Annotated in this window: 28 protein-coding genes and 1 other annotated feature; of the genes, 1 reads left to right on the top strand and 27 read right to left on the bottom strand. The window is 40.8% G+C overall.

Going from position 1 to position 23,395, the window contains the following annotated elements; translation table 11 throughout:
* Nucleotides 1-3 precede the first annotated feature (3 nt).
* The 19 genes from NFR56_RS02015 to NFR56_RS01925 form a co-directional block, all read right to left on the bottom strand.
* Nucleotides 4-906, bottom strand: a complete 903-nt coding sequence (locus NFR56_RS02015; RefSeq protein WP_251457363.1) for a LysR family transcriptional regulator — start codon at nt 904-906, stop codon at nt 4-6.
* A 127-nt stretch (nt 907-1,033) separates the two neighbouring features.
* Nucleotides 1,034-2,440, bottom strand: a complete 1,407-nt coding sequence (lacG, locus tag NFR56_RS02010) for a 6-phospho-beta-galactosidase (protein ID WP_338146942.1) — start codon at nt 2,438-2,440, stop codon at nt 1,034-1,036.
* Nucleotides 2,441-2,527: 87 nt separating this feature from the next.
* Nucleotides 2,528-4,225, bottom strand: coding sequence for a lactose-specific PTS transporter subunit EIIC (locus NFR56_RS02005; protein WP_251457357.1), 1,698 nt, complete (start codon nt 4,223-4,225; stop codon nt 2,528-2,530).
* On the bottom strand, nt 4,225-4,542 hold the full coding sequence (locus NFR56_RS02000) for a PTS lactose/cellobiose transporter subunit IIA (RefSeq protein WP_003007713.1): 318 nt from the start codon (nt 4,540-4,542) through the stop codon (nt 4,225-4,227). The genes NFR56_RS02005 and NFR56_RS02000 overlap by 1 nt, the downstream gene beginning before the upstream one ends.
* Nucleotides 4,543-4,576: 34 nt before the next feature.
* On the bottom strand, nt 4,577-5,410 hold the full coding sequence (locus tag NFR56_RS01995; protein ID WP_195423368.1) for a PRD domain-containing protein: 834 nt from the start codon (nt 5,408-5,410) through the stop codon (nt 4,577-4,579).
* 450 nt (nt 5,411-5,860) lie between these two features.
* Nucleotides 5,861-6,841 carry a tagatose-bisphosphate aldolase gene (gene lacD / locus NFR56_RS01990; protein ID WP_251457354.1) on the bottom strand — a complete coding sequence of 327 codons (981 nt, stop codon included), beginning with the start codon at nt 6,839-6,841 and terminating at the stop codon, nt 5,861-5,863.
* A gap of 1 nt (nt 6,842) precedes the next feature.
* Entirely contained in the window at nt 6,843-7,772 is a 930-nt protein-coding gene (locus NFR56_RS01985; protein ID WP_049515165.1) for a tagatose-6-phosphate kinase, read from the bottom strand.
* Nucleotides 7,773-7,782: 10 nt separating this feature from the next.
* Nucleotides 7,783-8,298, bottom strand: coding sequence for a galactose-6-phosphate isomerase subunit LacB (gene lacB / locus NFR56_RS01980; RefSeq protein ID WP_003002763.1), 516 nt, complete (start codon nt 8,296-8,298; stop codon nt 7,783-7,785).
* A gap of 16 nt (nt 8,299-8,314) precedes the next feature.
* Nucleotides 8,315-8,740, bottom strand: coding sequence for a galactose-6-phosphate isomerase subunit LacA (gene lacA, locus NFR56_RS01975; protein WP_251457351.1), 426 nt, complete (start codon nt 8,738-8,740; stop codon nt 8,315-8,317).
* A 202-nt stretch (nt 8,741-8,942) separates the two neighbouring features.
* On the bottom strand, nt 8,943-10,418 hold the full coding sequence (locus NFR56_RS01970) for a PTS transporter subunit IIC (protein WP_251457348.1): 1,476 nt from the start codon (nt 10,416-10,418) through the stop codon (nt 8,943-8,945).
* Nucleotides 10,419-10,517: 99 nt separating this feature from the next.
* Nucleotides 10,518-10,823 carry a PTS sugar transporter subunit IIB gene (locus NFR56_RS01965; protein WP_003002828.1) on the bottom strand — a complete coding sequence of 102 codons (306 nt, stop codon included), beginning with the start codon at nt 10,821-10,823 and terminating at the stop codon, nt 10,518-10,520.
* Between the two features lie 35 nt (nt 10,824-10,858).
* Nucleotides 10,859-11,335, bottom strand: a complete 477-nt coding sequence (locus NFR56_RS01960; protein WP_023918370.1) for a PTS sugar transporter subunit IIA — start codon at nt 11,333-11,335, stop codon at nt 10,859-10,861.
* 189 nt (nt 11,336-11,524) lie between these two features.
* The gene (locus tag NFR56_RS01955) at nt 11,525-12,271 is read right to left on the bottom strand and encodes a DeoR/GlpR family DNA-binding transcription regulator (protein WP_049498244.1); all 747 of its coding nucleotides are present in this window, start codon (nt 12,269-12,271) and stop codon (nt 11,525-11,527) included.
* 216 nt (nt 12,272-12,487) lie between these two features.
* Nucleotides 12,488-12,781, bottom strand: a complete 294-nt coding sequence (gene rpmA / locus NFR56_RS01950; RefSeq protein WP_003002805.1) for a 50S ribosomal protein L27 — start codon at nt 12,779-12,781, stop codon at nt 12,488-12,490.
* 17 nt (nt 12,782-12,798) lie between these two features.
* The gene (locus NFR56_RS01945) at nt 12,799-13,143 is read right to left on the bottom strand and encodes a ribosomal-processing cysteine protease Prp (RefSeq protein WP_049498243.1); all 345 of its coding nucleotides are present in this window, start codon (nt 13,141-13,143) and stop codon (nt 12,799-12,801) included.
* Between the two features lie 15 nt (nt 13,144-13,158).
* Nucleotides 13,159-13,473 carry a 50S ribosomal protein L21 gene (rplU, locus tag NFR56_RS01940; protein WP_003002830.1) on the bottom strand — a complete coding sequence of 105 codons (315 nt, stop codon included), beginning with the start codon at nt 13,471-13,473 and terminating at the stop codon, nt 13,159-13,161.
* A 34-nt stretch (nt 13,474-13,507) separates the two neighbouring features.
* Nucleotides 13,508-13,595 (bottom strand) — a sequence feature (ribosomal protein L21 leader region).
* Between the two features lie 137 nt (nt 13,596-13,732).
* On the bottom strand, nt 13,733-14,275 hold the full coding sequence (locus NFR56_RS01935) for a membrane lipoprotein lipid attachment site-containing protein (protein WP_049498242.1): 543 nt from the start codon (nt 14,273-14,275) through the stop codon (nt 13,733-13,735).
* Nucleotides 14,276-14,327: 52 nt separating this feature from the next.
* Nucleotides 14,328-15,548, bottom strand: a complete 1,221-nt coding sequence (gene thiI, locus NFR56_RS01930; RefSeq protein ID WP_049498241.1) for a tRNA uracil 4-sulfurtransferase ThiI — start codon at nt 15,546-15,548, stop codon at nt 14,328-14,330.
* 18 nt (nt 15,549-15,566) lie between these two features.
* Nucleotides 15,567-16,709: a cysteine desulfurase family protein gene (locus NFR56_RS01925; protein WP_201087738.1), complete on the bottom strand. Its 1,143-nt coding sequence runs from the start codon at nt 16,707-16,709 to the stop codon at nt 15,567-15,569.
* Nucleotides 16,710-16,901: 192 nt separating this feature from the next.
* Between NFR56_RS01925 and NFR56_RS01920 the strand changes: the two genes are divergently transcribed.
* A complete protein-coding gene (locus NFR56_RS01920; protein WP_049498239.1) occupies nt 16,902-17,336 on the top strand; it encodes a DUF6556 family protein in 435 nt (144 codons plus the stop codon).
* Between the two features lie 221 nt (nt 17,337-17,557).
* Here the strand turns inward: NFR56_RS01920 and NFR56_RS01915 are convergent, their stop codons facing one another.
* The 8 genes from NFR56_RS01915 to NFR56_RS01880 all read right to left on the bottom strand — a co-directional run bounded on the left by NFR56_RS01915 (nt 17,558) and on the right by NFR56_RS01880 (nt 23,376).
* Nucleotides 17,558-18,001 carry a hypothetical protein gene (locus NFR56_RS01915; RefSeq protein WP_049498238.1) on the bottom strand — a complete coding sequence of 148 codons (444 nt, stop codon included), beginning with the start codon at nt 17,999-18,001 and terminating at the stop codon, nt 17,558-17,560.
* Between the two features lie 34 nt (nt 18,002-18,035).
* On the bottom strand, nt 18,036-18,473 hold the full coding sequence (locus tag NFR56_RS01910) for a hypothetical protein (protein WP_049498237.1): 438 nt from the start codon (nt 18,471-18,473) through the stop codon (nt 18,036-18,038).
* Nucleotides 18,474-18,503: 30 nt separating this feature from the next.
* Nucleotides 18,504-18,965, bottom strand: a complete 462-nt coding sequence (locus tag NFR56_RS01905; RefSeq protein WP_049498236.1) for a hypothetical protein — start codon at nt 18,963-18,965, stop codon at nt 18,504-18,506.
* A gap of 38 nt (nt 18,966-19,003) precedes the next feature.
* Nucleotides 19,004-19,474 carry a hypothetical protein gene (locus NFR56_RS01900; RefSeq protein WP_049498235.1) on the bottom strand — a complete coding sequence of 157 codons (471 nt, stop codon included), beginning with the start codon at nt 19,472-19,474 and terminating at the stop codon, nt 19,004-19,006.
* A 120-nt stretch (nt 19,475-19,594) separates the two neighbouring features.
* Nucleotides 19,595-20,665: an ABC transporter substrate-binding protein gene (locus tag NFR56_RS01895; RefSeq protein ID WP_003016505.1), complete on the bottom strand. Its 1,071-nt coding sequence runs from the start codon at nt 20,663-20,665 to the stop codon at nt 19,595-19,597.
* Nucleotides 20,662-21,435 (bottom strand): ABC transporter permease, encoded by a 774-nt coding sequence (locus NFR56_RS01890; protein WP_003002847.1) that lies wholly within the window; start codon nt 21,433-21,435, stop codon nt 20,662-20,664. The genes NFR56_RS01895 and NFR56_RS01890 overlap by 4 nt, the downstream gene beginning before the upstream one ends.
* The gene (locus tag NFR56_RS01885) at nt 21,432-22,238 is read right to left on the bottom strand and encodes an ABC transporter permease (protein ID WP_049475040.1); all 807 of its coding nucleotides are present in this window, start codon (nt 22,236-22,238) and stop codon (nt 21,432-21,434) included. Before NFR56_RS01885 ends, NFR56_RS01890 begins: the two co-directional genes overlap by 4 nt.
* On the bottom strand, nt 22,219-23,376 hold the full coding sequence (locus NFR56_RS01880; RefSeq protein WP_003002881.1) for an ABC transporter ATP-binding protein: 1,158 nt from the start codon (nt 23,374-23,376) through the stop codon (nt 22,219-22,221). Before NFR56_RS01880 ends, NFR56_RS01885 begins: the two co-directional genes overlap by 20 nt.
* Nucleotides 23,377-23,395 lie beyond the last annotated feature (19 nt).

Here is a 23,395-nt window from a genome sequence, read left to right as displayed (position 1 = left end):
TTCTTACCTCTTTTGATCAAAATACTCTACCATGACCTCGACAAACTTCTCTGCTACAGGGGAGAGATCCATCTCTTCGCGTTTGACATAGACCATTTTATTGTCCAAGTTGTCTTCTAAAGGAATCACGGTAATGCCATTCACTGACTGGCTATCTAAAAAGCCTGATCCTGTCGCATAAGCATCTGTCCGCTCCAAGATCCCATTCAAGGTAGCCCGGTCGGTTACATTGAACATTTGGGAGCTCGAACTGGTATCGACAAAGTTCTCTGAATAATAGAGGTACTCATCTTTTTCTTGGGTAAAGCGAACAGTTGGCAATTGAGCTAGATCTTCCATGACCAGCTTTTTCTTCTTAGCCAGAGGGTGTCCCTTACGAAGGTAAATATGAGTCTGAAAAGGAATTAAATCCACCACTTCCAGCCCTAATTTATCAACCCGTTGTATAATCCCCTTGGTATTTTGACGGTTGAGATAAATAATCCCCAACTCACTATGCCCTTGAGCCACTTCATCCAAAATTTGGACCGTCGTTGACTCAAAGATGCGGAAGTTTTTATTTTCCGGATAGCGGATCGAGAATTCCGTCATCAAAGGCGACAAGAAGTCATAGTGTTGACTAGAAATAGAGAATTCTTTCTTCTCTTTTTCAGGACTGGCATATTGATTTTGAAAAATATCAAACCCTTTGACCACATCCTGCGCTTTTTCATAAAATTCCATTCCCCGACGGGTCAAAAAAGTCCCAGAACTGGTCCGACGAAAAATCTTAAATCCCAGTTCTTTTTCCAGATCTCTAACGGAGATGGACAAGCTAGGCTGACTCACATACATTTTTTCAGCAGCCTCACGAAAAGTACCACTGTTGGCAATCGCCACTACATATCGTAATTGTTGTATATTCATTCTATTTTCCTTATTACAGTATCGATCTATTATACCATAAATTAGGGGCTGAAAGAAGAGATGCGTTTAAGAGACCTTCTTCTCGTGAAAATAAAAAAACTGGAACTAAAACAGTTCCAGTTGATACTTATTCAATCACTTGAGTTTCAGCTAATTTCTTGTACCAATGTGCCGATTTCTTCGGATAGCGCTCTTGGGTTTCAAAGTCTACATAGAAGAGACCATAGCGTTTTTCATAACCATTTGACCATGAGAAGACATCCATCAATGACCAAATGAAGTAGCCCTTGACGTTTGCTCCATAGGCAATCGCATCAGACAATACTTCCAAATGTTGTTTCACATAATCGATACGGCCATCATCGTAAACAGTGTTGTCCACAAATTCATCTTTGTATCCAAGTCCGTTTTCAGTGATGTAGATCTTCTTGTAGTTTGGATAATCTTTCTTGACACGCATGATTTGATCATACAAACCTTGAGGGTAGATGATCCAGTCCCAGTCAGTACGAGGTACATAGTCAGGAGCTACACGACGTCCAACACCTTTGATTTGATATTTAGAGCTTCCTTTCTCCCCTTTACCATTGTGGATGATTTCAGTTTCACCATCAAAGGCTTCCATCCAGTCACTCATGTAATAGTTAATTCCAAGGAAGTCGTTCAAATCTTTAGCTGCTTCAAGCGCTGCAAAGTCTTCGTCACGAAGATCCAAGCTACCACCATTGACGGATAAGATGTGATTTACCCCTTCCATGGTTGCATCTGAATAGTGACCAAGGTAAGTAGCATCCAAGATAAATTTGTTGTGGATGATATCTTCCAACTCAGCAGCTCGAACGTCTGCAGGATTTTTAGGATCCAATGGATATTTAGTTGGAAGGGCGTGAACAACTCCAATTTCACCTTCATACCCTTTGTCTTTATACAATTTCACAGCACGCGCATGAGAAACCATCATATTGTGGTGTGATTGGAACACTTTGGCAAGATCATACTGAATGCCTGGTGGAAATTTACCGACTAAGTATTGACCATCACCGATTGGGCCAATTTCATTGAAGGTTGTCCAGTAGTTGACTTCTGGGAACTCTTCAAAACAGAAGGCAGCATAATCTACGAAGTGTTCGATATTTTCACGATTCAAGAAGTCTCCGTTTGAGTGAAGAGCTTCCGGAGTATCAAAGTGGTGAAGAGTTACGAATGGTTCTACATGACGTTTATGACATTCTGCAAATAACTTATGATAGAATTCTACCCCTTTTGGATTGACTTCACCATAACCAGTTGGGAAAATACGTGACCAAGCAATAGAAATACGAATTCCGTTTACGCCATATTCTTCCGCCAACTGTAAGTCTACTGGATATTTATGGTAAAAATCACTAGCTGGTTCTGCTGTATACCAATAGTTATCAGCTAAGTATTTGTCCCAGGCAACAGGACCTTTACCATCTGTATGCGTAGCTCCTTCTGCTTGATAGGCAGCCGTTGCCCCACCAAAAATAAAATCTTTAGGAAGTGTTTTTGTCATTTTTTCACCTATTTCTTGATTGGATAAAATGAAAAGTGAGGGGAGAGGAGTTAGTGAGCCATCCATCTCCATCTCACTTTTTAGTTCTTATTCTTCAAATTGCGCCTGAACGAATGCGAGAGCGCCTTTACCATCACGAGTCAACTTGATGTATTGAGCTCCTTCAGTCTTCGCCAATTTGATGCCTAGTTTATCTGTTTCAGCCTTCATATCTTCGAAGTTGGAAGCAACCTGAGGCGCCAAGATAACAAGGTCAAATTCTGGCAACATTTCACGGTGAGCACCGTAGCCACCTGCTGCAGCTTTAACTGGAACTTTATACTCTTCTGCGGCTTTATTCAAAGCATTGGCAAGAAGACCACTTGTTCCTCCACCCGCACAAAGAACGAGGACGTTTGTTTCTTCAGTAATTGTATTTTGTACTGATTCTACACCAGCTTTTTCAAGAATCGCATCTGCTTTTGCAGTGTTAAAGTTTGCAGCTACTTTTTCTTTTAATTCATCATTTGATTTTCCAGAACGTTCTTCTTCGAGAATTTGTTCATCATAAACCTTAAGGAATGGATAGTAAATAGCAATATCTACGACAATTAACAATGCTGCAAGAGCGAATGATAAGAACTGGAAGTTTGTACCAAGAACAATACCAAGAGGTCCTGGTGTAGTCCATGGAAGGTTGGCAGTAAATGAGTTCATGCCAAGTGTTTCAATAAAGAACTTAAAGATCCATACGTTTGCAATTGGTGCAAAGATGAATGGGATAAAGAAGATTGGGTTCAAAACAAGCGGTGCACCAAACAAGATTGGTTCGTTTACACCAAAGAATGTAGGAACTACTGAAGCGCGTCCAATAGCACGATTTCGTTTTGACTTACATAGCCACATAAACATGAATGGAACCACAAGAGTTGCCCCTGTACCACCCATAGTGACGATAAACATTTGTGTACCAGATGTAAGGATCTTATCAGCGTGCATACCTTGTTGAAGAAGGTTCAAGTTGACTTCGGCATTTGCGTAAGTAATCGCTGCAATCGCAGGCTCAACGATAGATGGGCCATGGATACCAATAAACCAGAAGAATGCAAAGGCACCGAAAATGATCGTAATACCGACATAACCATCAGCTGCTGAGAATAGAGGAGCAAGAAGGGTACCGATTGATTCAGCAACCGTTACATGAAGGCTTGCTTTCACAACTAATTCAAGTGCATACAAGAGTACAACTGACAATGTAAATGGAATCAAGTCTTTAAATACTTGTGAAATATTTGGTGGAACCTCGTCCGGCATGCGAATCGTCACATTATTTTTCACACAGACCTTATAAACATTAACTGTAACAAAGGCTGCAATGAAGGCTGTCAACAGACCTTTTGTACCCATGAAGGCTGTTAAGAATCCACCTTCTTTAGCAGGTTCGGCAGCCATGAGCAAGAAGCCAACCATAGAAGCCAACATTGTAGAAATGAAGTTGATTTGGTTGGTTGCTGGGAGGTCACGGTTCATTGAATCAGTCAAAGCCTTAGCCGTTGTCCCACCAACGAAGAAGGCCAAGATGCCCATAGAATAGCTATATGGAGTCATCAAGAAAGTTTCAATATCTTTAGACCAATGGAATCCCCAAGCGTTTGGTACATACGCAATTAGGATGAAGATAGATGAGAATAAGATTACAGGCATTCCTGCAATAAAGCCATCCCGAATCGCTCGCAAATATTTGTTTCGAGAAATCTTCTCAAAGAATGGTTTCCCTTTTTCAATAAGTTCAATGAGTTTGTTCATTATTTAGCTCCTCTTTTATATAGTTCAATCAGATGGTGAATCACGTCTTTTAATAGGATCGTTGTCATGAGATGGTCTTGACCATGCATCATGGTAATGCTATAGGGGATTTCTTCTCCTGCTGCTTCATGCGCTAGCATGGTCGTTTGAGATTTGTGAGCCTCAGCGATACAAGACCCTGCTTCTTCTACTAAGGATTCTGCTTTAGCAAAATCACCATTTTCAGCAGCTTTTAAGGCTTCCACTAATTTTGATCGAGCGTCACCGGCATAAGCGACAATTTCAAACCCAAGTAATTGGACTTCTTCTTTATTCATGTTGGTTCCTCCTTATGATACCTTTTGAAAATTTTTATAATAGACGTTGAATATGAAGGGCTAAATAGACTTTTTCATTAGGAGATATCTTGGCTCCTGTCTGTTCAGCGATGGTTTGGTAGATTTGATGACTAATCTCATAAGCCTTTGGATAACTTAGCTGAATCAGTTGTTCCATCTCGCTCAAACCTTCTGGATCTTCTCTTCCCTTATCTAGCGAATCTAGGAAATAATTGAGATGGATCATAAAGCGATCATAGAAATGACTGTTTTCTTCTTTCCGTTTCAAGCCATTTTGGGCTAGTTTTTCTTCTACAGCTTTCAAAATAACTTGTCGGTCCTGGACATCTGGATCTTGCTCATGAATCATTTCCCCTTGTGCATTAATGAAATGATAAGCGATGCGATTTACTTCATCGTCAGGAAATTGATCCAAGAGCCGCTTTCGAAAGATCTCAATCGCTTCTTTTGCGATTTTATAGGGAATCGGATGCATAGCAGACGCATCAGGAAGGTCACTGTGTTTATATCTTCCCTGATGAACTGCCTGGTAAGAACAAAAGATGTGATCTGTTAATGTCACATAGATATATTCTTGAACAGGATAGGCATATTTCTTAGACAAGGTATCAATCACTTCATAAGTGGTTGTAATGAAATCAAGAGGAACATCCTTTAGAAGGGCCATAAAGTTTTCTCTTGACTCATCCGTATTTAAACGAAATACTTTTTCGACCTTATCATCAGCTACTAGATCATTCTTCTTTTTCCCAAAAGCAATCCCACTCCCAATAACAATCAACTCTTGTTGTAGTTCATTTTGAACCAAAGCAACATTATTGTTCATTGGATGGATAATACGATACATGAGGCTCTCCTTTGTAAAATTTGTTAAAAGCAAATAAAAATGACCACGAAGCAACTGAAAAAACTAGCATACACTAATTGTTCATCTACTTGTGGTCACGCCTAATCTAACTTAGTAACGCTCACTGCTATTCAACTTATAAACTTATTCTATCATAAGCTTTTTGTTTTGTAAACCCTTACAGCGAAAATTTTTAAACATTTTTTTATAAAAAATAAACAAGACCTTGAAATAATGAAGAGGCTGGGACAAAAGTCCTAGCCTCTCAATCATCTTTGGATTGTCGAGCAAGACGCAGTGGTTGAGTGGGCTCTACTACGCTGATTTCATCAGCTTTTACAGCCCTACTCAACTGTGCGGAGGTGGGACGACGAAATCGAATTCTAACGAATGACCGATTTCTGTCCCACTCTCTAACTGTTGCTTTAGGAGGCAATCTTCATTTGAATCTTATACGCGTTCTGTCCAAGGTGTTGCTACTTTAGCCAAGACTGCGTTCAATTCTTCAATATTTTGTCGACCTTCTGTACGAAGCCATTCACGAGCAGCTGCTTCTCCATCTTTGATGTAAGCTTCTACTGAACCTGCCCATGTCGCACGTCCACAAAGAACACCGTTGAAGTTTGCACCAGATGCATGAGCAAATTCCAAGGTTTCTTGGAAGAGCTTAGCTGATACACCTGCACTGAGGTAGATGTATGGAAGGTTGGTTGCTTCTTCTTGTACTTTGAAGAAAGCAGCTGCTTCTTCACGACTATAGACTACTTCTCCTTCTCCAAATCCTTCCACGAAGTTCACATTAACTGGAACTTCCACTTTCAAGACATCGATATTGAAACGAGGATCTGAGAAGACTTTCATAGCCTCAATCACCTTACGAGGTTTCACTTTCGCATATTCAGCAGAGGTTGCATCTGCAATTCCTTCATCATAAGCCAAGATTTCAAGGAAGAATGGAATATCTTCAGCAGCGCATTCAGAACCGATGCGTTCGATATAAGCTTGTTTTTCTTGGTTGAGTTCATCTGCACTGTCTACATCATAGTAGAGCAAGAATTTCACAGCATCTGCGCCTTGTTCTTTGATGCGTTTTGCTGACCAAAGGTTCAAGCAGTCAGGCAAGCGTTTGGTGCTAGACGTATCGTAGCCTGTCTTTTCGTATGCGAGCAAGAGTCCTGCATCTTTGTCCAAGGCTTTTGTAGCAGGTAGACCATATTCTGGGTCCAATAACATAGATGAAGCATATTTTGTCAATTCATCTGCTACAAGGACTTTCAATTCTTCCATTTGTGCTACTGTTGGTTCTGTGTCTTGATATTTGGCCATCAAGCGTTTCAAAGCTCCACGTTGGTCGAAGGCCAAAGCTGAAATGACACCGTCTTTTGTACTAAGACGTTCCAAATAGTTGCGTTTTTGTTCTGTTAATACCATTTTATACCTCTTTTACGATTAATTGTTGATACAAGGCATCATAGTGCCCCATGTTGACATGTCCTGTTTGTGCTTCTTGTGCATTTAACATTCCAAGAACATTTGCTTTCTTGAGCAAGTCTGCGTCACTCTCATGATGATAGAGACCAGATGCAATCCCTGCAACAGTCGAATCACCAGATCCAACTGGATTGACGACATCAATCTTAGGAATATCTACCTTATAGAAGACATCCCCATGCTTAGCGAAAGCGCCATTTGCACCAAGGGAGACAATCACCCATTCGATGCCATCAAAGAGAGAATCCTGAAGAACTTCTTTTAAATCTTCCACATTCTTACTCACTTCTTTTCCTAACAACTGTGATAATTCTTCATTGTTTGGTTTAATGACCGTAGGCTTGACAGCTGCTTGAATGGCAGCTTCTAAAGAAGCTCCCGAGCAATCGAGTACGACTGGTTTTCCTGCTTCGCTTGCAATCTTGACAAGGCTAGCATAGTAGTCCACTGGTAAACCAGCAGGAAGACTTCCAGAGATGGCAACAACCTCTACTTGTTCAACCAAGTGACGATAATGGTCGAGAAAGTCTTGCCCTTCTTTCTCAGAAATGGTTGGACCTTTTTCTAAGATTTCTGTTTGCTTGCCTTCGTGAAGGATGGCGATACAATTACGTGTATCTCCAGCAATTTCAAAGAAACGTTCCTCTATCCCTTCTCCTAAATGATCGAGAATGAATTGCCCCGTTCGACCACCAAGTAGGCCAGTCGCTGCCACTGGATCCTTTATCTCAGAAAGTACACGAGTAACGTTAAGACCTTTCCCACCAGCTGTCTTACTCACCTCAGCCACACGATTGACAGTATCCAACTGGAGTACATCCAAAGGATAAGAAATATCAATCGAAGGGTTCATCGTGACCGTTAATATCATACGTCACCTCTTAGTCGTGGTATTCACCACGGTCCCATTTTTCAAGGAATTCTGTAAAGAAATCAGCATCCGCTTGATGAGCATTATGGGTTTCCACATGTTGGATCTTAGCGATCAATTTTTTATTTTCTTCAGTTGGTTTGTATTCAGCGTGGATGAATGCTTCAATGATATCGCACATGAGCAATTCACCAGTAATTTTACCACCAAATCCGATGACATTTGCGTTCAATTCTTCTTTAGCATAGAGAGCAGTTGTCATATCGCGTACCAAGGCAGAACGGATACCAGGTACTTTGTTAACCGCATTGTTAATCCCAACACCAGTACCACAGATACAAACACCAAGATCTGCTTGGCCACTTGCTACGGCTTCACCGACTTTCTTACCAAAGATTGGATAGTGGGTACGTGTATGGTCATAAGTCCCAAAGTCGAGCACTTCGTATCCTTTTGATTTCAAAAAATCAGAAACAGCCATTTTTTCATTTGTCACAATGTGATCACAACCAATTGCAATTCTCATTTGAATTCTCCTCTCATTAGCACATCTTATTCAACATATCAACACGGATTTGGTGACGGCCGCCGTCGTATTTACCATTGACGAAGCCTTTGGCAATGTTTTTCGCCAATTCATCTCCAACAATTTCAGCTCCCATGGTAATCATTCGAGAATTGTTGTGTCCACGTGTCATATAAGCAGAACGTTCATCTGAAACTTCTGCTGCCACCATTCCTTTGATTTTAGTCGCAACCATAAATGGACCAGCTCCATAAGCATCAATCACGATTCCAAGATTTTGATCGTTTTTGTTCACTTCGCTCGCAACTGCAAGTGTCACATCTACAAAATCTTGACCTTCAGCGGTTACATCTACAACATCGAAGTTTTCTTTTACAAGAAACTCTTTCACGAGATCTTTTATTCTTAATCCTGCAGCATCTGCACCAATTACAATAGACATGTCCTGTCCTCCTTTTGTTTGTTTCAGCAAATATTCCTGTTGTTAATTTTTCACAAAGAAACATTTTCTTACTTTTGATATTATATTACACCTATTTCGAACGAAAGTCAACATTAAATTGTTTATTTTCGAACATTTTTTAAAAATAAAAACACCATATCTAGAAAAGATATGGTGTCAGTTTTCAAACTACATGCAACGATTATTTTGCATTTGCAGCATATTCTTCGTTACGTTTGATCATTTGTTTTCTGTACCAAGCGAAGATTCCGATATAGAATGCCAAGAAGACAACTACACCAAGGATAGCTTTGATATCACCAGTTGTTGCGTTACCGATTGTCCAACCGAGCAATTTTTCAACTGGTCCTTCAAGAGTTGAGTGAGTGATCAATTGAGTAGAAGCCACCCCTTTAGGGAAGGCATCAACACTCTTAGCCAATTGAGTTGCAAATGGTGCAATCAATGTACCTGAAAGAAGGAAGAGTGGCAAGAGAAGGCTTCCGAAGATGATCATACGGATCAATTTACCGCGTGTTACAACCAACAAGGCTGGAGTTACACCCATAGCGATGATACCAGCAAGTGGCAAGATACCATTTCCGACTTTAGAAAGAAGCACTGCTTCGATCAACATGATTGGTGCAAGTACGTTGGCACAAGCCCAGATTTCAGCACGACCAGCGATAAATGGCCAGTCCAAACCGATGTTGAATTTACGTCCTTGAAGACGTTTAGTAGCAACGTTTGTAATACCTTGTGACAATGGTTCTACCGCTGCGATGAACCAAGAACCGATCAATGAGAACAATTCCAAGCAGACACCGGCAGTCAAACCAAGGCTCAACCAACCTTTAATAACCAATTCCCATTTGGCAGCATCTTGCACACCAGCAACTGGATGTGGAGTACCCATGATACCGATGACGATACCAAGAAGGAAACCGATAAAGAATTTAGATCCCCAGAAACCGATCTTCTTGTTCAATTTAGCAGCGTCGAAGTCGTATTTATCAAGACCTGGGAAGAATTTGTCAAAGATTTTATCCAAGACCATGATGATTGGGTTCATCATGTAGTTCATGTGAGTAGATGTCATAGGTGATGAACTTGGTGCATTCAACAAATCATCAAATGTTGGTTTCATCAAGTCTGAGTTGATGATTTTCATAACCCCTACAAGGACAACGGCAAGAGTTGCAACGAAAAGTGAAACTCCTTGGCTGACACCGTTATTGTCAGCATACCATTTGATCAAAAGACCAGTGATAGACAAGTGCCAGATATCGAAGATATCGACGTCAAGCGTATCCGTTTTCTTGATCGCAAGCATGATAACGTTGACGATCAACATAATCAACAAGAAGTAAAGTGTCCAGGCAGACCCCCAAGTAATGGTCGCAAGAGGCGCCCAACCAACGTCTGTGATATTCAATTGAATACCAGTATTCTCAACGAATTTTGCAAGAGATGCTGAGAAAGCTCCATTCAACATACCGATGATAGCACCGATACCAGTAAGGGCGATGGCAAGTTTAATACCACCTTCAAGCGCTTTGGAGAATTTCACTCCAAACAAAAGTGCCAATAGAGTTAGGACGATCAACATGATGATCGGAGCACCCATGTCTAGGATGGGTTTGAAAAATTTATTGGCAAAATCAATAATGCCATTCATAATAAATCCTCCCGATTTATGAATTTTTTTGTAATTTACAGCATAAAGTGTTCCCAATTTTATAATTGGATAACGCTTACAATCATGTTTAAAAAAATATTAACTTAATCCATGTTCTTTAATGGCAGCTTCGATGTTATCAAAGACTGGCGCACTCATCGCTGGAATACGGAACAAGATTGGTCCTGCTTCTACCACTGGAATACCAGGATCGAATCCCAAATCAGTAGCAGCAATTGGAGTAAAGATGTCATAACCAGAAATCAAATCTTCATTGACGTCTTTGACCATGACAGCGTCACAACGCACATCATAACCACGGTTTGACAACTCTTCTTCCAAAGCATTCTTAATTTGGTGGCTAGAGTTAACACCTGCACCACAGGCAGCTAAAATTTTAATCATTTGGATGTCCTCCATTATAAATATTTACGAATGTTTTAGGAAATAGTTTCCGTAATGTATTGATAAAGCTTATCTTCACTATCTAATTTTGATAGAGCTTCGAGATTTCCATTGGATGTAAAGAAATCCATCAGTTGGGCCAAAATATTGGTTTGGCTTGAGCTCGTATTATTGATAATGAAGAATAAAAGTGAAACTTGAACTTCCTTATCTGGAGCAATCATATTATGGAAAGTTACGGGTTGATCCAAACGAACCACAACCACATTCTCAGTGAGATTATGGACAATGTCTGTGTGCGGGATCGCCACATTTGGTAAGTCCTTACCAAGAAATTCCATGTCTAATCCAGTCGGGAAAGACTTTTCACGCTCAATCAAAGCGGAACGATAGGTTGGTGTCACAATCTGTCGCTCTTCCAATAAGCTTGCTACCTGCTCAAAGAGATCTGTTTGATCCTTGGCATGTAGGCAAAATACAAGATCTTTGTTAAAGAGTTGATTTAATCCCATTGTTGCCACCTCCTTATCTAACTATTTATTTATAGCTTCAGTATATCACTATATTGATTGATTGTCAATCATTTTTTGTCTAAATTTGTTTAATTTTGTTTGTATATCTCTCTAAAGCGCTTTCTATCCGTCATTTTCCAACATCCTTAAATCAGTAAAAAGTGGTCTCTTTTTTGAGACCACTTTGTTTTATATGATTTTCGTATACAAGCCGTATTTGTCTTTGATCTTCTTTGGAATACTATCATCGGTAATAATGGCATTTAGATCTTCCACACGATAGAAACTGTAGAAGGAATAACTATCAAACTTGCTGTTATCAGCTACCACATATTTCTCTATCGCATTGTTCAGAATAATGGCATTGCCATTTCCTTCTTCTTCATTAGCTGTGGAGACACTATGGCCATCGATTCCATTCACCCCGATAAAGGCTTTAGAAACCTTGATTTCTTTCAAGAGTTTATTGGCAAATTGACCGACAAAGGTTTGTGTCTTTACCCGGTAGCGACCACCAACTAATATCAAGTCATAATTCGGGAAATCCTTGAGCTTCTCAAAAATAGGCAGGGAGTTGGTGACGATGCTAATTTCTTTCCCTTCCAAATAATCTCCGATAAAGTCTGTTGTTGTACCAGAGCCAATAAAGACGGTATCCCCATTTTCGATCAAGTCTGCACATTTTTTGGCAATGCTTCGTTTCTCATCAATATTGATCAGATTTTTTTCACTGTGAGAAGCTTCTAATAAGCTATCTTTGACTTTTTTGTGGGCCCCACCATGTACACGAACTAAAAGACCTTGTTTTTCAAGATCAATCAGATCGCGACGAATGGTCATATCTGTCACCCCAAAAAGTTCCTTGAGCTCTTTGACCGATACCACACTTTTTCGATCCAGTTCCTGAAGAATTTCAACATGTCTGCTATCTTTCATGGTACTACTTCCATTCCTACTATATTTGTCTCTATTATACTACATTTTTCAAAAAACACAAATTCAAACATTATATTAACAAGAGTAAACACGATATTTTTAAATAAATAAAAGAAAAAAGCCTTCCGTCAATCCGGAAAGCTTTGATTTATGCTATTTCTAGCTTCCTCACCTTAATATTTCAAGGCTCGGGATAAAAAGGTTCACTGAACCTTTTTATTTTGCGATTGGGTAAACAGAAACTTGTTTTTTATCGCGACCTTTACGTTCGAAGCGTACTACGCCTTCAACTTTTGCGAACAAAGTATCGTCTCCACCACGTCCAACGTTCACACCTGGGTAGATGTGAGTACCGCGTTGACGGTAAAGGATAGATCCACCTGTTACAGTTTGTCCATCAGCTGCTTTAGCTCCAAGACGTTTTGCTTGTGAATCACGTCCGTTTGATGTAGAACCTCCACCTTTTTTGTGGGCGAAAAGTTGCAAGTTAGCAAGATTCAATTTCAACATAATTGTTTTCCTCCATGTTAGTTTTCTGTGATAACTCTTGTTTGGACGAACTCCGATGAGTTCTTCGATAAGTTTGCCATCCCTAAGAAAAATGATTCAAAGAATAGTTGGGTCATTTCTCTTTGATGTGGTGGAATATCCGTCGGGATCGTCACCCGCAGGAAGCCACCTTCTTCTTCGTTTAATTCTAGATCCGGTTCGTAGCCTGCAAATTTCTCAACAGAGTTGACAAAGTTAATGGCTAGAGTCGAAACCGATGCACACACGACATCAAAGCCGTATTCACCGCTTCCAGCGTGCCCAGTGATTTCTGCACTCCTCAGCTCGCCATCTTCGGCTCGTTCAAAGACTGCTTGTATCATGTGTTCTCCTAAAAATTAAGCGTTGATAGCGTTGATGACAACTTTAGTGTAAGGTTGACGGTGACCTTGTTTACGGTGGCTACCTTTTTTAGGTTTGTACTTGTAAGTAACAACTTTCTTTTGTTTTCCTTGTTTTTCAACAGTTCCAACAACAGTAGCTCCTGAAACAAGTGGAGTTCCGACAACAGTGTTTTCACCACCAACAAGAACAACTTCGTTAAATGTAACTTCTTGACCAGCTTCAACGTTCAATTTTTCAACGTAGATAGCTTGACCAACTTCAACTTTAACTTGTTTTCCGCCAGTTTTAATGATTGCGTATGTGCTCATTATGCACCTCCTATGTATTTTTGGGTTTCCCCGTATTTTTGTGAAGACTCGCCTAGCATCGTGGGACGAACCACTTACTCTCATGGAAATGAGCGACGATGTTCGAGCGGTTGCACAGGCATGTGCATAGTCAACTCTCTTAGTATATCACTTCTATCAGACAAAGACAAGTATTTTTTCGCTTTGAAAACGAATTTCTTTTATAAAATGGATGATTTTGTATCTTTTATTTTAAGATCGCTTGTCGGTCCGACTTCTTCTACTTATCTTTAAATTTAAAGTCATTAAAACTCATTTTTGCTTTTGAAGAATCGTTCATGCTCTTCATTTTTTCTTCTTGTTCCTTGGTGATTTTGATAGGAATAGCTGCAGCCGTATTCGGTTTCAATACACCTGATTCATTGATTTCATAGTCAACTGTGACATCTTTGAAAAGTGGCTCCCTATCATATTCCAAATTCAGGACAAAGGATCCATCACGATCGATGGTTGTGGTGGTACGATTCACAATAAAGAACAAGGCGAAGCGGCTTTCCTCATTTCCAAAGGTATAGCCTGGGAAAAAGACAAATAATTTTCCAGGTTCTCCAAGCGTTGGATGTTCCTTGATAAATTTCTCAGACGCTTCCAGGACTTCGTTGTCCTGGTCTTTGTACTGGTCGGCTCTGACAAATGTGAGCGGTTCTTTTTTACTGCTGGTTGACTGGCTGGTCTTTTCTTCTTTTTTCGGACCAGTAAATGATACTTTGACGCAGCCTGTCAACAGAAGCAAACTTGTCATTAAAACGATAATTTTTTTCATCTTGTCTCCTTTAAGTTGGTTAGAAAAAGAGGCTGGATACTCCCAGTCTCTCCTATAGCAAATCCTCGATCAGGTCATCGACCTCATCTTTTTCTGCTTTTGGTGTGATCTCTGTTACGATGATGCCTGCTACCGCACGCTCCACCAAAGCTTCCACATCCATGCGTTGCTCATATTGCTCCGCATTTTTGAGTTTCGGATTCGTCTTTGGACGATCCGGTGCAAAGATGGTACAACAATCTTCGAATGGCTGGATAGAGATTTCAAAGGTATCAATCTCTTGGGCAATATCGATGATTTCCAACTTGTCCATGGTCACCACCGGACGGATAACCGGCGTATTGGTCACGGCATTGATGGCCTGCATACTCTCTAAGGTTTGGCTAGCCACTTGTCCCAAGCTTTCACCATTAATAATGACCAAACCACCGCGAACCTCGCGAATACGGTCTGTAATACGCATCATAAAGCGACGGGTCAAAGTCATGAGGTAAGCTTCTGGCGCTTTTGCCTTGATTTCCTCTTGGATCTCTGTGAATGGCACCTCGATAAATTGGATATTGCCCCCAAACTTGGTCAACTTCCGTGTTAAATCATGGGCTTTTTTAAGAGCTCCTGGGCTGGTATAAGGTGGGCTAGCAAAATGGACGGCCTCGATATCTACTCCACGCTTCAAGGCTAGGTAACCAGCTACTGGAGAGTCGATCCCACCAGAAAGCATGAGCATGCCCTTGCCAGACGTACCAACAGGAAGGCCTCCTGCTCCTTTAATGGTTTCATAAGAGATATAGGCTGCTTCTTCTCGAATTTCAACTTGCAAGTTGATATCTGGTTTTTTCATCTGAGCTTGAATCGTTGGGATCGCTTCAAAGACCGCACCTCCCAAGGTTTGATTAAGCTCGCGACTATCGAGTTCAAAGGTATGGTCACTGCGTTTACTTGAGATTTTAAAGGTCAAGCCTTCCTTGTAAATCTCCTTCATGATCTCTTGCACTGCCGCTTTTAAGGCCGGAACAGATTTTTCAATCTTGTAAACGGGTGAAAAATTTTGGATTCCAAAAACCTGTTTGAGGGATTCTGCTACTGGTTCATAATCCGTCCCATGTAGATAAGCATGCGCTCGATCACGGTCTGCTGTCACTTTGACAGCTGGATAGATAGATAAAACATCTTGGATATTATTGCGAAGTTTATTGATGAAACGCATGCGGTTCTTTCCTTTAGTAGAAAGCTCTCCATAGCGAATCATAATTTCTGAATAGGTTAAGGTCATGTTGATTTCCTTCTAAAATTAACGTACTTTTCGTGTTTGCTCGTAAATCAGTTTGAACTTGGTCAAGAATTGCTCGACTTGGCTCATGTCATTCTCAAGGTCAAGACTCAAGCGAACAGCAGTCTGTGCGATACTCTTGTCCACTCCCATGGCAATCAAGGTTCCAGCTGGCTTACCTGCTTTGGACGAACAGGCACTAGTGGTCGAGATGTAAATATCAAACTCTTCAAAGGCATGGACCACTACTTCTCCACGAACTCCCTTGATCCCGAAAGTCAAGATGTGAGGCGCAAAGTGATCCTCACCAGAAAAGATAGTGACATCTGGATAGTTGGCCAATTCTTTGCGGATGACTTCTTTCATCTGCTGGGTTTTGCTGGCAAAAGCTTCTTGGTTTTCCATGGCTAAGCGTAGGGCTTTTGCTGTTGCTGCGATTCCTGCCACGTTCTCAGTTGTCGAGCGCATTTCTTTTTCTTGACCACCTCCGGTTAAGAGAGGGGTGATCTTTTTGCCTTCTTTAATGTAGACAAATCCGACTCCGCGAAGTCCATGGAATTTGTGACTAGAGAAGGTCGCAAAGTCCACGCGCTCTGGTAGATAAACTTCTGTTGCTACCTTTGCCAAGGATTGCACAGCATCGACATGGAAACTAATCGTTGGACGATCTTCCAGGAGAGCTGCGATTTCATGGATGGGCTGGATGGAACCAATCTCATTGTTGACGGCCATGACAGAGACCAAGGTCGTATCCGGACGGAGAAGACTAGCCAAGGCATCCACCTTGACAAAGCCACGCGCATCCACTGGAGCGTAATCCACTTCGAATCCCTGCGTCTTTAGCCAAGCAGCTGACTCCTTGATAGCGGGATGCTCGATGTCAGAGACAATGATATGCTTGCCATAAGGAGCTTTCTCAAAGGCGACACCCTTTAGGATCCAGTTGTCCCCTTCTGTCCCACCAGACGTGAAGTAAATTTCCTCAGCTTTCTTGCCAATTAGCTCCGCAATTTGTTTCCGAGAAGCTTCCAAAATACGAGTAGCTTGACTACCTAGATTGTGCAAACTAGAAGGGTTGCCCCAGATCCGAGTCGCTACTTCTGTATAAGTCGCAAGGGCTTCTGGATAGGGTTTAGTCGTTGCTGAATTGTCAAAATAGATCATGTCCTACGCATCCATCACTTTCTTTTTACGTAACTTCTATTTTATCATTTCTAACCGCTTGGGACAAGGATTTGATAAAGAGAGATGCGGCAAAATCACTCTATAAAATTCAGTTCTTTTTAGACATTTTTCAGAAAATGACTTATAATAGGAAAGTGTTAAAAAACAATTTTTGATAGAAAGAGAATGAACATGTCACAATATTCAAGAAGTAACAAAAACCAAAAACCTGAGGAAAAAGTTGATACAAGACCATCTCGCGGTGAGAAAGTCAAACAAGGTTTGTCCGTATTTCAAACGGTTGTAGCTACGATTGCCAGTCTCCTAGGGATTATCGTCACTTCCTTTACCATCATGAGTCTGCTCAATAAAGACAATCAAAAAACAGAAGACAAACCATCTAGTAGCACCAGCGTCGTCGTGGTCCACGATAAGGGATCTGACTCAAGCGCTACTAATACAGATGCTAACACCAATACACAAACCAATTCAAGCAATACAGAAACAAGTTCACAAAAAGAAACCGATAGCTCATCTGCTACTGAATCTAGCTCGTCTGCCGCACAAGACCAAGGCTCCACAGCAACAGACAGTGGCGCAGATACAGCATCATCTGGAACCAACTAAAAAATCAGTAAGGACAACCTTACTGATTTTTTTTATCTTTCGATTCCAGCTTTTTCTGATTTTTATAGAAAGCATCTATCTCGTTGTCATACTCCCATTTGAGCTTTGAACGCTCTTCCTGGAATTGATCCAATCATTCATATGGAAACTTTTTGGGTCTATATCTGTAAGCTGATTCTGCTAATGAAGCATATAGATTATCAAAACTTTTTAAATTCCAATTAGTCAAATAATCTCCCCCCAATTCTAATGTCGGATCCTATATACATCTCATCTAAATTTAATGTATTGTCCTCATTAATTGGGATATCTACTCCCCAACTCGATTCTTCAATATGATTTATACCTCCATAAACACTCATGTAATATTCAGGAGTTGTCAGTCCACCATCACCCCACTGCGTCTGATCCCAATCAATCTGAACGGATTCAACTTTTGAATTTTGTGCTTTGACTAAATCAATAACCTTCTGTTCGTGTTCTTTTAGATAGTCCAGTTGTTCTTTTTTTATGTCTTCATCTGGTTTTTGTACGACTTTCTTTGAAGATGAGGTCGTTATCTTCTGTTCGGGGCTTTTGGTCAGGGTCATGATTTTTCCTCCAAGAAAAACCAGTCCTAGGATCGGTAACAAAATGATCAAAAGTAGTTCCATTTGTCTCTTCATAAATCCTCCTTACAGGCTTTGAATCTTCCAGTTCTTACTCAATATAATCACCCTTAATACTAATATTATAGCCCATACTGAAAGTCATCTTTTGATCAGAATCAAATACAACATCCACCCTCCATCCTGAATCTTCTAGCTGATTGACTGTACCAAAAATTTCTATGACCTCATCTCCACCTTGTGGTGTCCCATTTCCACCCTCAATCCATTGCGTTTCGTCCCAATAAATTTGAACAGATTCAATCTTTGAACTCTTCGATTTCACAAAATTGACTATTTCTTGCTCGTGCTCTTTGAGATAAGCGAGCCGTTTTTGTTTGATCACTTCTATATCTTCTTTGGAGGAGGAAGTGGTGACAGTTTGTGCTTGTTTCTTATGCGCTTTTTGCTTTACAGTACAACCTCCAATACTTGTGAAAATAAGCATTAAAGCTAATAACTTAAGTGTACATTTCATTTTATTTTTCATTTTCCTCCTAACACTAATACTTCTATTTACTTAGGAAAAAATTTTCCAGCCACCATTTTCCTCGATATAGATATCATTAAGCATGCCCATTTTTTTGATAGTTGGTATGCTATTTTGATCTTCTAAGTAAAAATCAACGGAGAATTTTGTGTTTTTTAATTGATTAATTTTACCAGAAATAGATAAATTGTATCCACCACCCTGAGGCGTTCCATTCCCAGACTCTTCAATTACCATACTATTCCAATCAATCTGGACGGATTCGATTTTCGGACTTTGAGCTTTCACAAAATCAACAATTTCTTTTTCATGTTCTTTCAAATAGGCTAGCTGTTTTTGTTTAATGGTTTCTTTGTCCTCTTTTGTAGTTGAAGAGGTGACAGTTTGCGCTTGTTTCGTTTGCTCTTTTGATTTTATAGTGCATCCTTCGATACTAAATAAAGCAATTATCGATGTTACTGTTAGCAAAATAATTTTAGTATGTTTCTTCATAATTTATCCTTAAATTTCAACATAGATCAAAAGAACTACTACTCCAATATTTCTTCACCGATGGTTATATGGTTAAATATGGAAATTTTTTTCAAATCGATTGAATCATCATCATTAATCGGCATAGAGGCACTCCATCCTGAATCTTCAATATGATTCACTGTTCCATAAACTTCAATAGAATAATCAGGAAACAAGAAACCTCCATCACTCCATCTCACATCAGTCCAATCAATCTGAACTGACTCAATTTTTGAATTTTGAGCCCTCACATAATCAACGATTTCTTGCTCGTGTTCCTTGAGAAATGCGATTTGCTCTTTTTTTATTTCTTCTTCTGATTTTTGTACGACTTTCTTTGAGGATGAAGCCGTTACCTTCTGTTCGGGTCTTTTGGTCAGATTCATGATTTTTCCTCCTAGAAAAACCAGTCCTAGGATCGGTAACAGAATAATCAAAAAAAGTTCCAGTCGTCTTTTCATTTTTTCTTCTCCAATCCTTCCTTTCATGACTGAATGGGCCAGTCACTTTCCTTACTATTATAGCATCTTTCATTTGAATCTCAATCTAACTCACTAGTTAGAGACTATATGCAGCAATCAAAAAGGAACCCTGAGGTTCCTTTTGTGTTATTTTCGATACATCTTGACCTGAAGGTAAAGATCGTTATAGACTCCAAGCAATTTCTTGCCTAATTGTTGATAGACTTCCAAATGGTCCAGCGTTTCATCGCTTGGATAGAAGGATTGGTCATCTTGGATTTCTTTTGGCAACATGGCTTTGGCTTTTTTATTTGGCGTTGAGTAGCCGACATAAAGAGCATTTTTCAAAGCATTTTTAGGACGAAGCATGAAGTTAATAAAGGCATATGCTGCTTCTTTATTTTTCACGGTTTTTGGAATGACAATGTTATCAAACCAAAGGTTGCTGGCTTCAGTTGGGACGACATAGCGAAGATCCTTATTGGCTTCGAGCATTTGGCTGGCTTCTCCTGAGAAGGTAACCCCAATAGCCGCATTGTTTTGGATCATATAGCCTTTCATCTCATCAGCAACCAAAGCTTTGATGTTTGGCGTCAAGGTGTAGAGTTTATCTACTGCCTCTTGCAATTTCTTTGGATCCTTTTCATTGAGGCTATAGCCCAAGGTATTGAGACCAATTCCCATGACCTCACGCGCACCATCGTACATCATGATGTCATTTCTGTACTCTTCACGCCAGAGATCTGACCAATGTTCAGGAGCATTTTTGACCATCTTGGTATTGTAGATAATCCCCAAGGTACCCCAGAAGTAAGGGACTGAATATTGGTTGCCCGGATCAAACGATTGGTTCAAGAGTTTTGGATCGATATTTTCCATCCCTTTGATCTTGGATTGGTCCAACTTTTCAACCAGATGCTCATCCATCATCTTGGCAATCATGTATTCACTAGGAATCGCAATATCGTAAGTGGTTCCACCTTGCTTGATCTTGGTGTACATGGCTTCGTTGGAATCAAAGGTATCATATTGCACCTGAATCCCTGTCTCTTTTGTAAATTCCTTGAGCAATTCCGGATCGATATAATCTCCCCAGTTGTAGATGACCAGCTTGTCACTATTCTTGGTATTCATGCTCGCTTCGATCTGGTGGCTAATTCCCCAGAGGACCAGAATGACAAGGACAATCCCAGTTAGGAATGAATAAAGTTTTTTCATGCTGCTTCCTCCTTTTCACGGGTGATAAAGTAATAACCGATGACCAAGAGCACACTAAAGAGAAAGACAAGGGCGGACAAGGCATTGATACTGAGGGAAATCCCTTGACGCGCACGTGAGTAGATCTCTACAGACAAGGTTGTAAAGCCATTTCCGGTTACAAAGAAGGTCACGGCGAAGTCATCAAGAGAATAGGTAAAGGCCATAAAGTAGCCCGCAATGATGGCTGGTGTCAGATACGGCAACATGATCTCTTTGAGCATTTGCACTTGAGTAGCTCCCAAGTCATAGGCCGCATTGACCATATCCCGGTTCATTTCCTTGAGTCGTGGCAAGACCATCAAGACCACAATGGGAATCGAGAAGGCCACGTGGCTAGCCAGAACAGATAGGAAACCTAGCTGGTACTTCACCGTCGTAAAGAGAATCAAGAAGCTGGCCCCAATCATAACGTCTGGTGCTACCATGAGAATGTTGTTGATGGAGAGCAATGGTCCTTCTAACTTTTTCTTGGATTGGTAAATATAAATGGCTCCAAAGGTTCCAATCACTGTCGCAATCAAGGCTGACAAGAAGGCCAAGAGGAAGGTCTCTGATAAGATCAGCATCAGGCGACTATCTGCGAACAATTCATTGAAATGCTCAAGCGTGAAGCCCGTGAAGGCATTCATATCTCCCCCTTTATTGAAGGCATAAAAGATCAAATAGAAGATGGGAAGATAGAGGATCAGAAAGACGAAGCCTAGATAGAAATGGGATACTTTTTTCATCGTTCTCTCCTTTCTCTCGTTGCCCACATGGTAAGGAGCATAGCAAGGATCAGAACAACTCCGATGGTGGAACCCATTCCCCAGTTTTGTGTAGTCAGGAAGTGCTGTTCAATCGCAGTCCCCAAAGTAATGACCCGGTTTCCACCGATCATCCGTGTCAACATGAAGAGGCTCAGACTAGGAATAAAGACAGATTGTACACCTGAGCGGACTCCATTCATGGACAAGGGGAAGACCACATGACGGAAGGTATCCCAACGATTGGCTCCCAAATCATAGCTGGCATTGATCAAGTTTGGATCTAAGTCATCTAAGACATTAAAGATCGGCAAAATCATAAAAGGCAACTCGATGTAGCTGGCTACAAAGATAAAGGAGAAATCGGTAAAGAGGATCTGCTGGGGAGCGACTCCGAGAAAGCTTAAAAAGCTATTGATGGAGCCGTTTTGACCAAAGATTCCGATAAAGGCATAGGCCTTGAGCAAGAGATTGACCCAGGTTGGCAAGACGATCAACATCAACCACAACTGCCGGTGTTTGAGCAGCGTCAAAAAGTAAGCAGTCGGGTAGGAGATCAAGAGCGTCACCAGGGTGACGATTCCGGCATAAAGGACCGAATTAAAGCTCATCTTTAAATAGGTCAGATTTTGCGAAGTAAAGAACTCTTTGTAGTTTTCAAGTGAAAACTGCCCTTCAACGTTAAAAAAGGATTGAAAGATGATCATGACTACAGGAGCCAAGACAAAGAGAAAAATCCACAAGAAATAGGGGAGGATAAATAGATTAGAGGTTGTTTTCTTCATCTCTTTCCTCCTCAATGGCATTAATCAAACCAGCTTCTTGCTCTTCCACTTCAACGTACTCTTCGATCCGTGCATCGAATTCTTCTTCGGTTTCGTTGAGACGCATAACGTGGATATCTTCTGGTTCAAAGTCTAGCCCGATAACTTCTCCCACGATAGCCTTACGAGTGGAGTGAATCATCCACTCATTTCCCAAATCATCATAGGCGATGATCTCGTAATGAACACCACGGAAGAGCTGGGTGTCCACTTTCACTTGGAGCTTGCCTTCTTCAGGAAGAGTGATTTGCAAGTCTTCAGGACGAATGACGACTTCAACTGGTTCATTTGGACGCATCCCCCCATCGACCGCTTCAAAGCGTTTGCCATTGAACTCAACCAAGTAGTCCTCGATCATGCGACCATCTAGAATGTTAGACTCCCCGATAAAGGTGGCTACAAAGTGGTTAATCGGTTCATCATAGATATCAACCGGTGTACCAGATTGGACGATTTCTCCTTCATTCATGACAAAGATCCAGTCACTCATGGCAAGAGCTTCTTCTTGGTCATGGGTAACAAAGACAAAGGTAATCCCCAAGCGTTGTTGCAATTCCCGCAACTCATACTGCATGTCTGTCCGCAGTTTCAAGTCAAGTGCAGACAAGGGCTCATCTAAAAGGACCACTCGTGGTTCATTGATAATAGCCCGGGCAATAGCTACCCGCTGGCGTTGACCACCGGATAATTTTTGGATCGAACGTTTTTCAAATCCAGCTAACTGGACCATTTTCAAGACTTCTGAAACCCGACGTTCGATCTCAGCCTTGTCCACCTTTTTCAAACGAAGGGGAAAAGCCACATTTTCAAAGACCGTCATATGTGGAAACAGGGCATAGGACTGAAAGACGGTGTGGACATCCCGTTTGTTGGTAGGGACATCATTGATCCGTTCCCCGTCAAGATAGACATCTCCAGTCGTCGCATCCAAAAGACCGGCAATGATATTAAGGATGGTCGATTTTCCAGATCCAGATGCACCGAGCAGGGTATAGAACTTCCCTTCTTCCAATTCAAAATTGATATCCTTTAGGACAACGGTTCCGCTATCTTCAAAGACCTTTGAAACATTTTTAAACTCAATAATTGGTTTTTTCAATTCACATAAATTCCTTCTT

This window comes from Streptococcus caecimuris, from assembly GCF_943193075.1.
GTDB classification, from domain to species: domain Bacteria; phylum Bacillota; class Bacilli; order Lactobacillales; family Streptococcaceae; genus Streptococcus; species Streptococcus caecimuris.
Note: the sequence above shows the minus strand (reverse complement) of the source record. Positions and strands in the feature narration are given on the sequence as shown.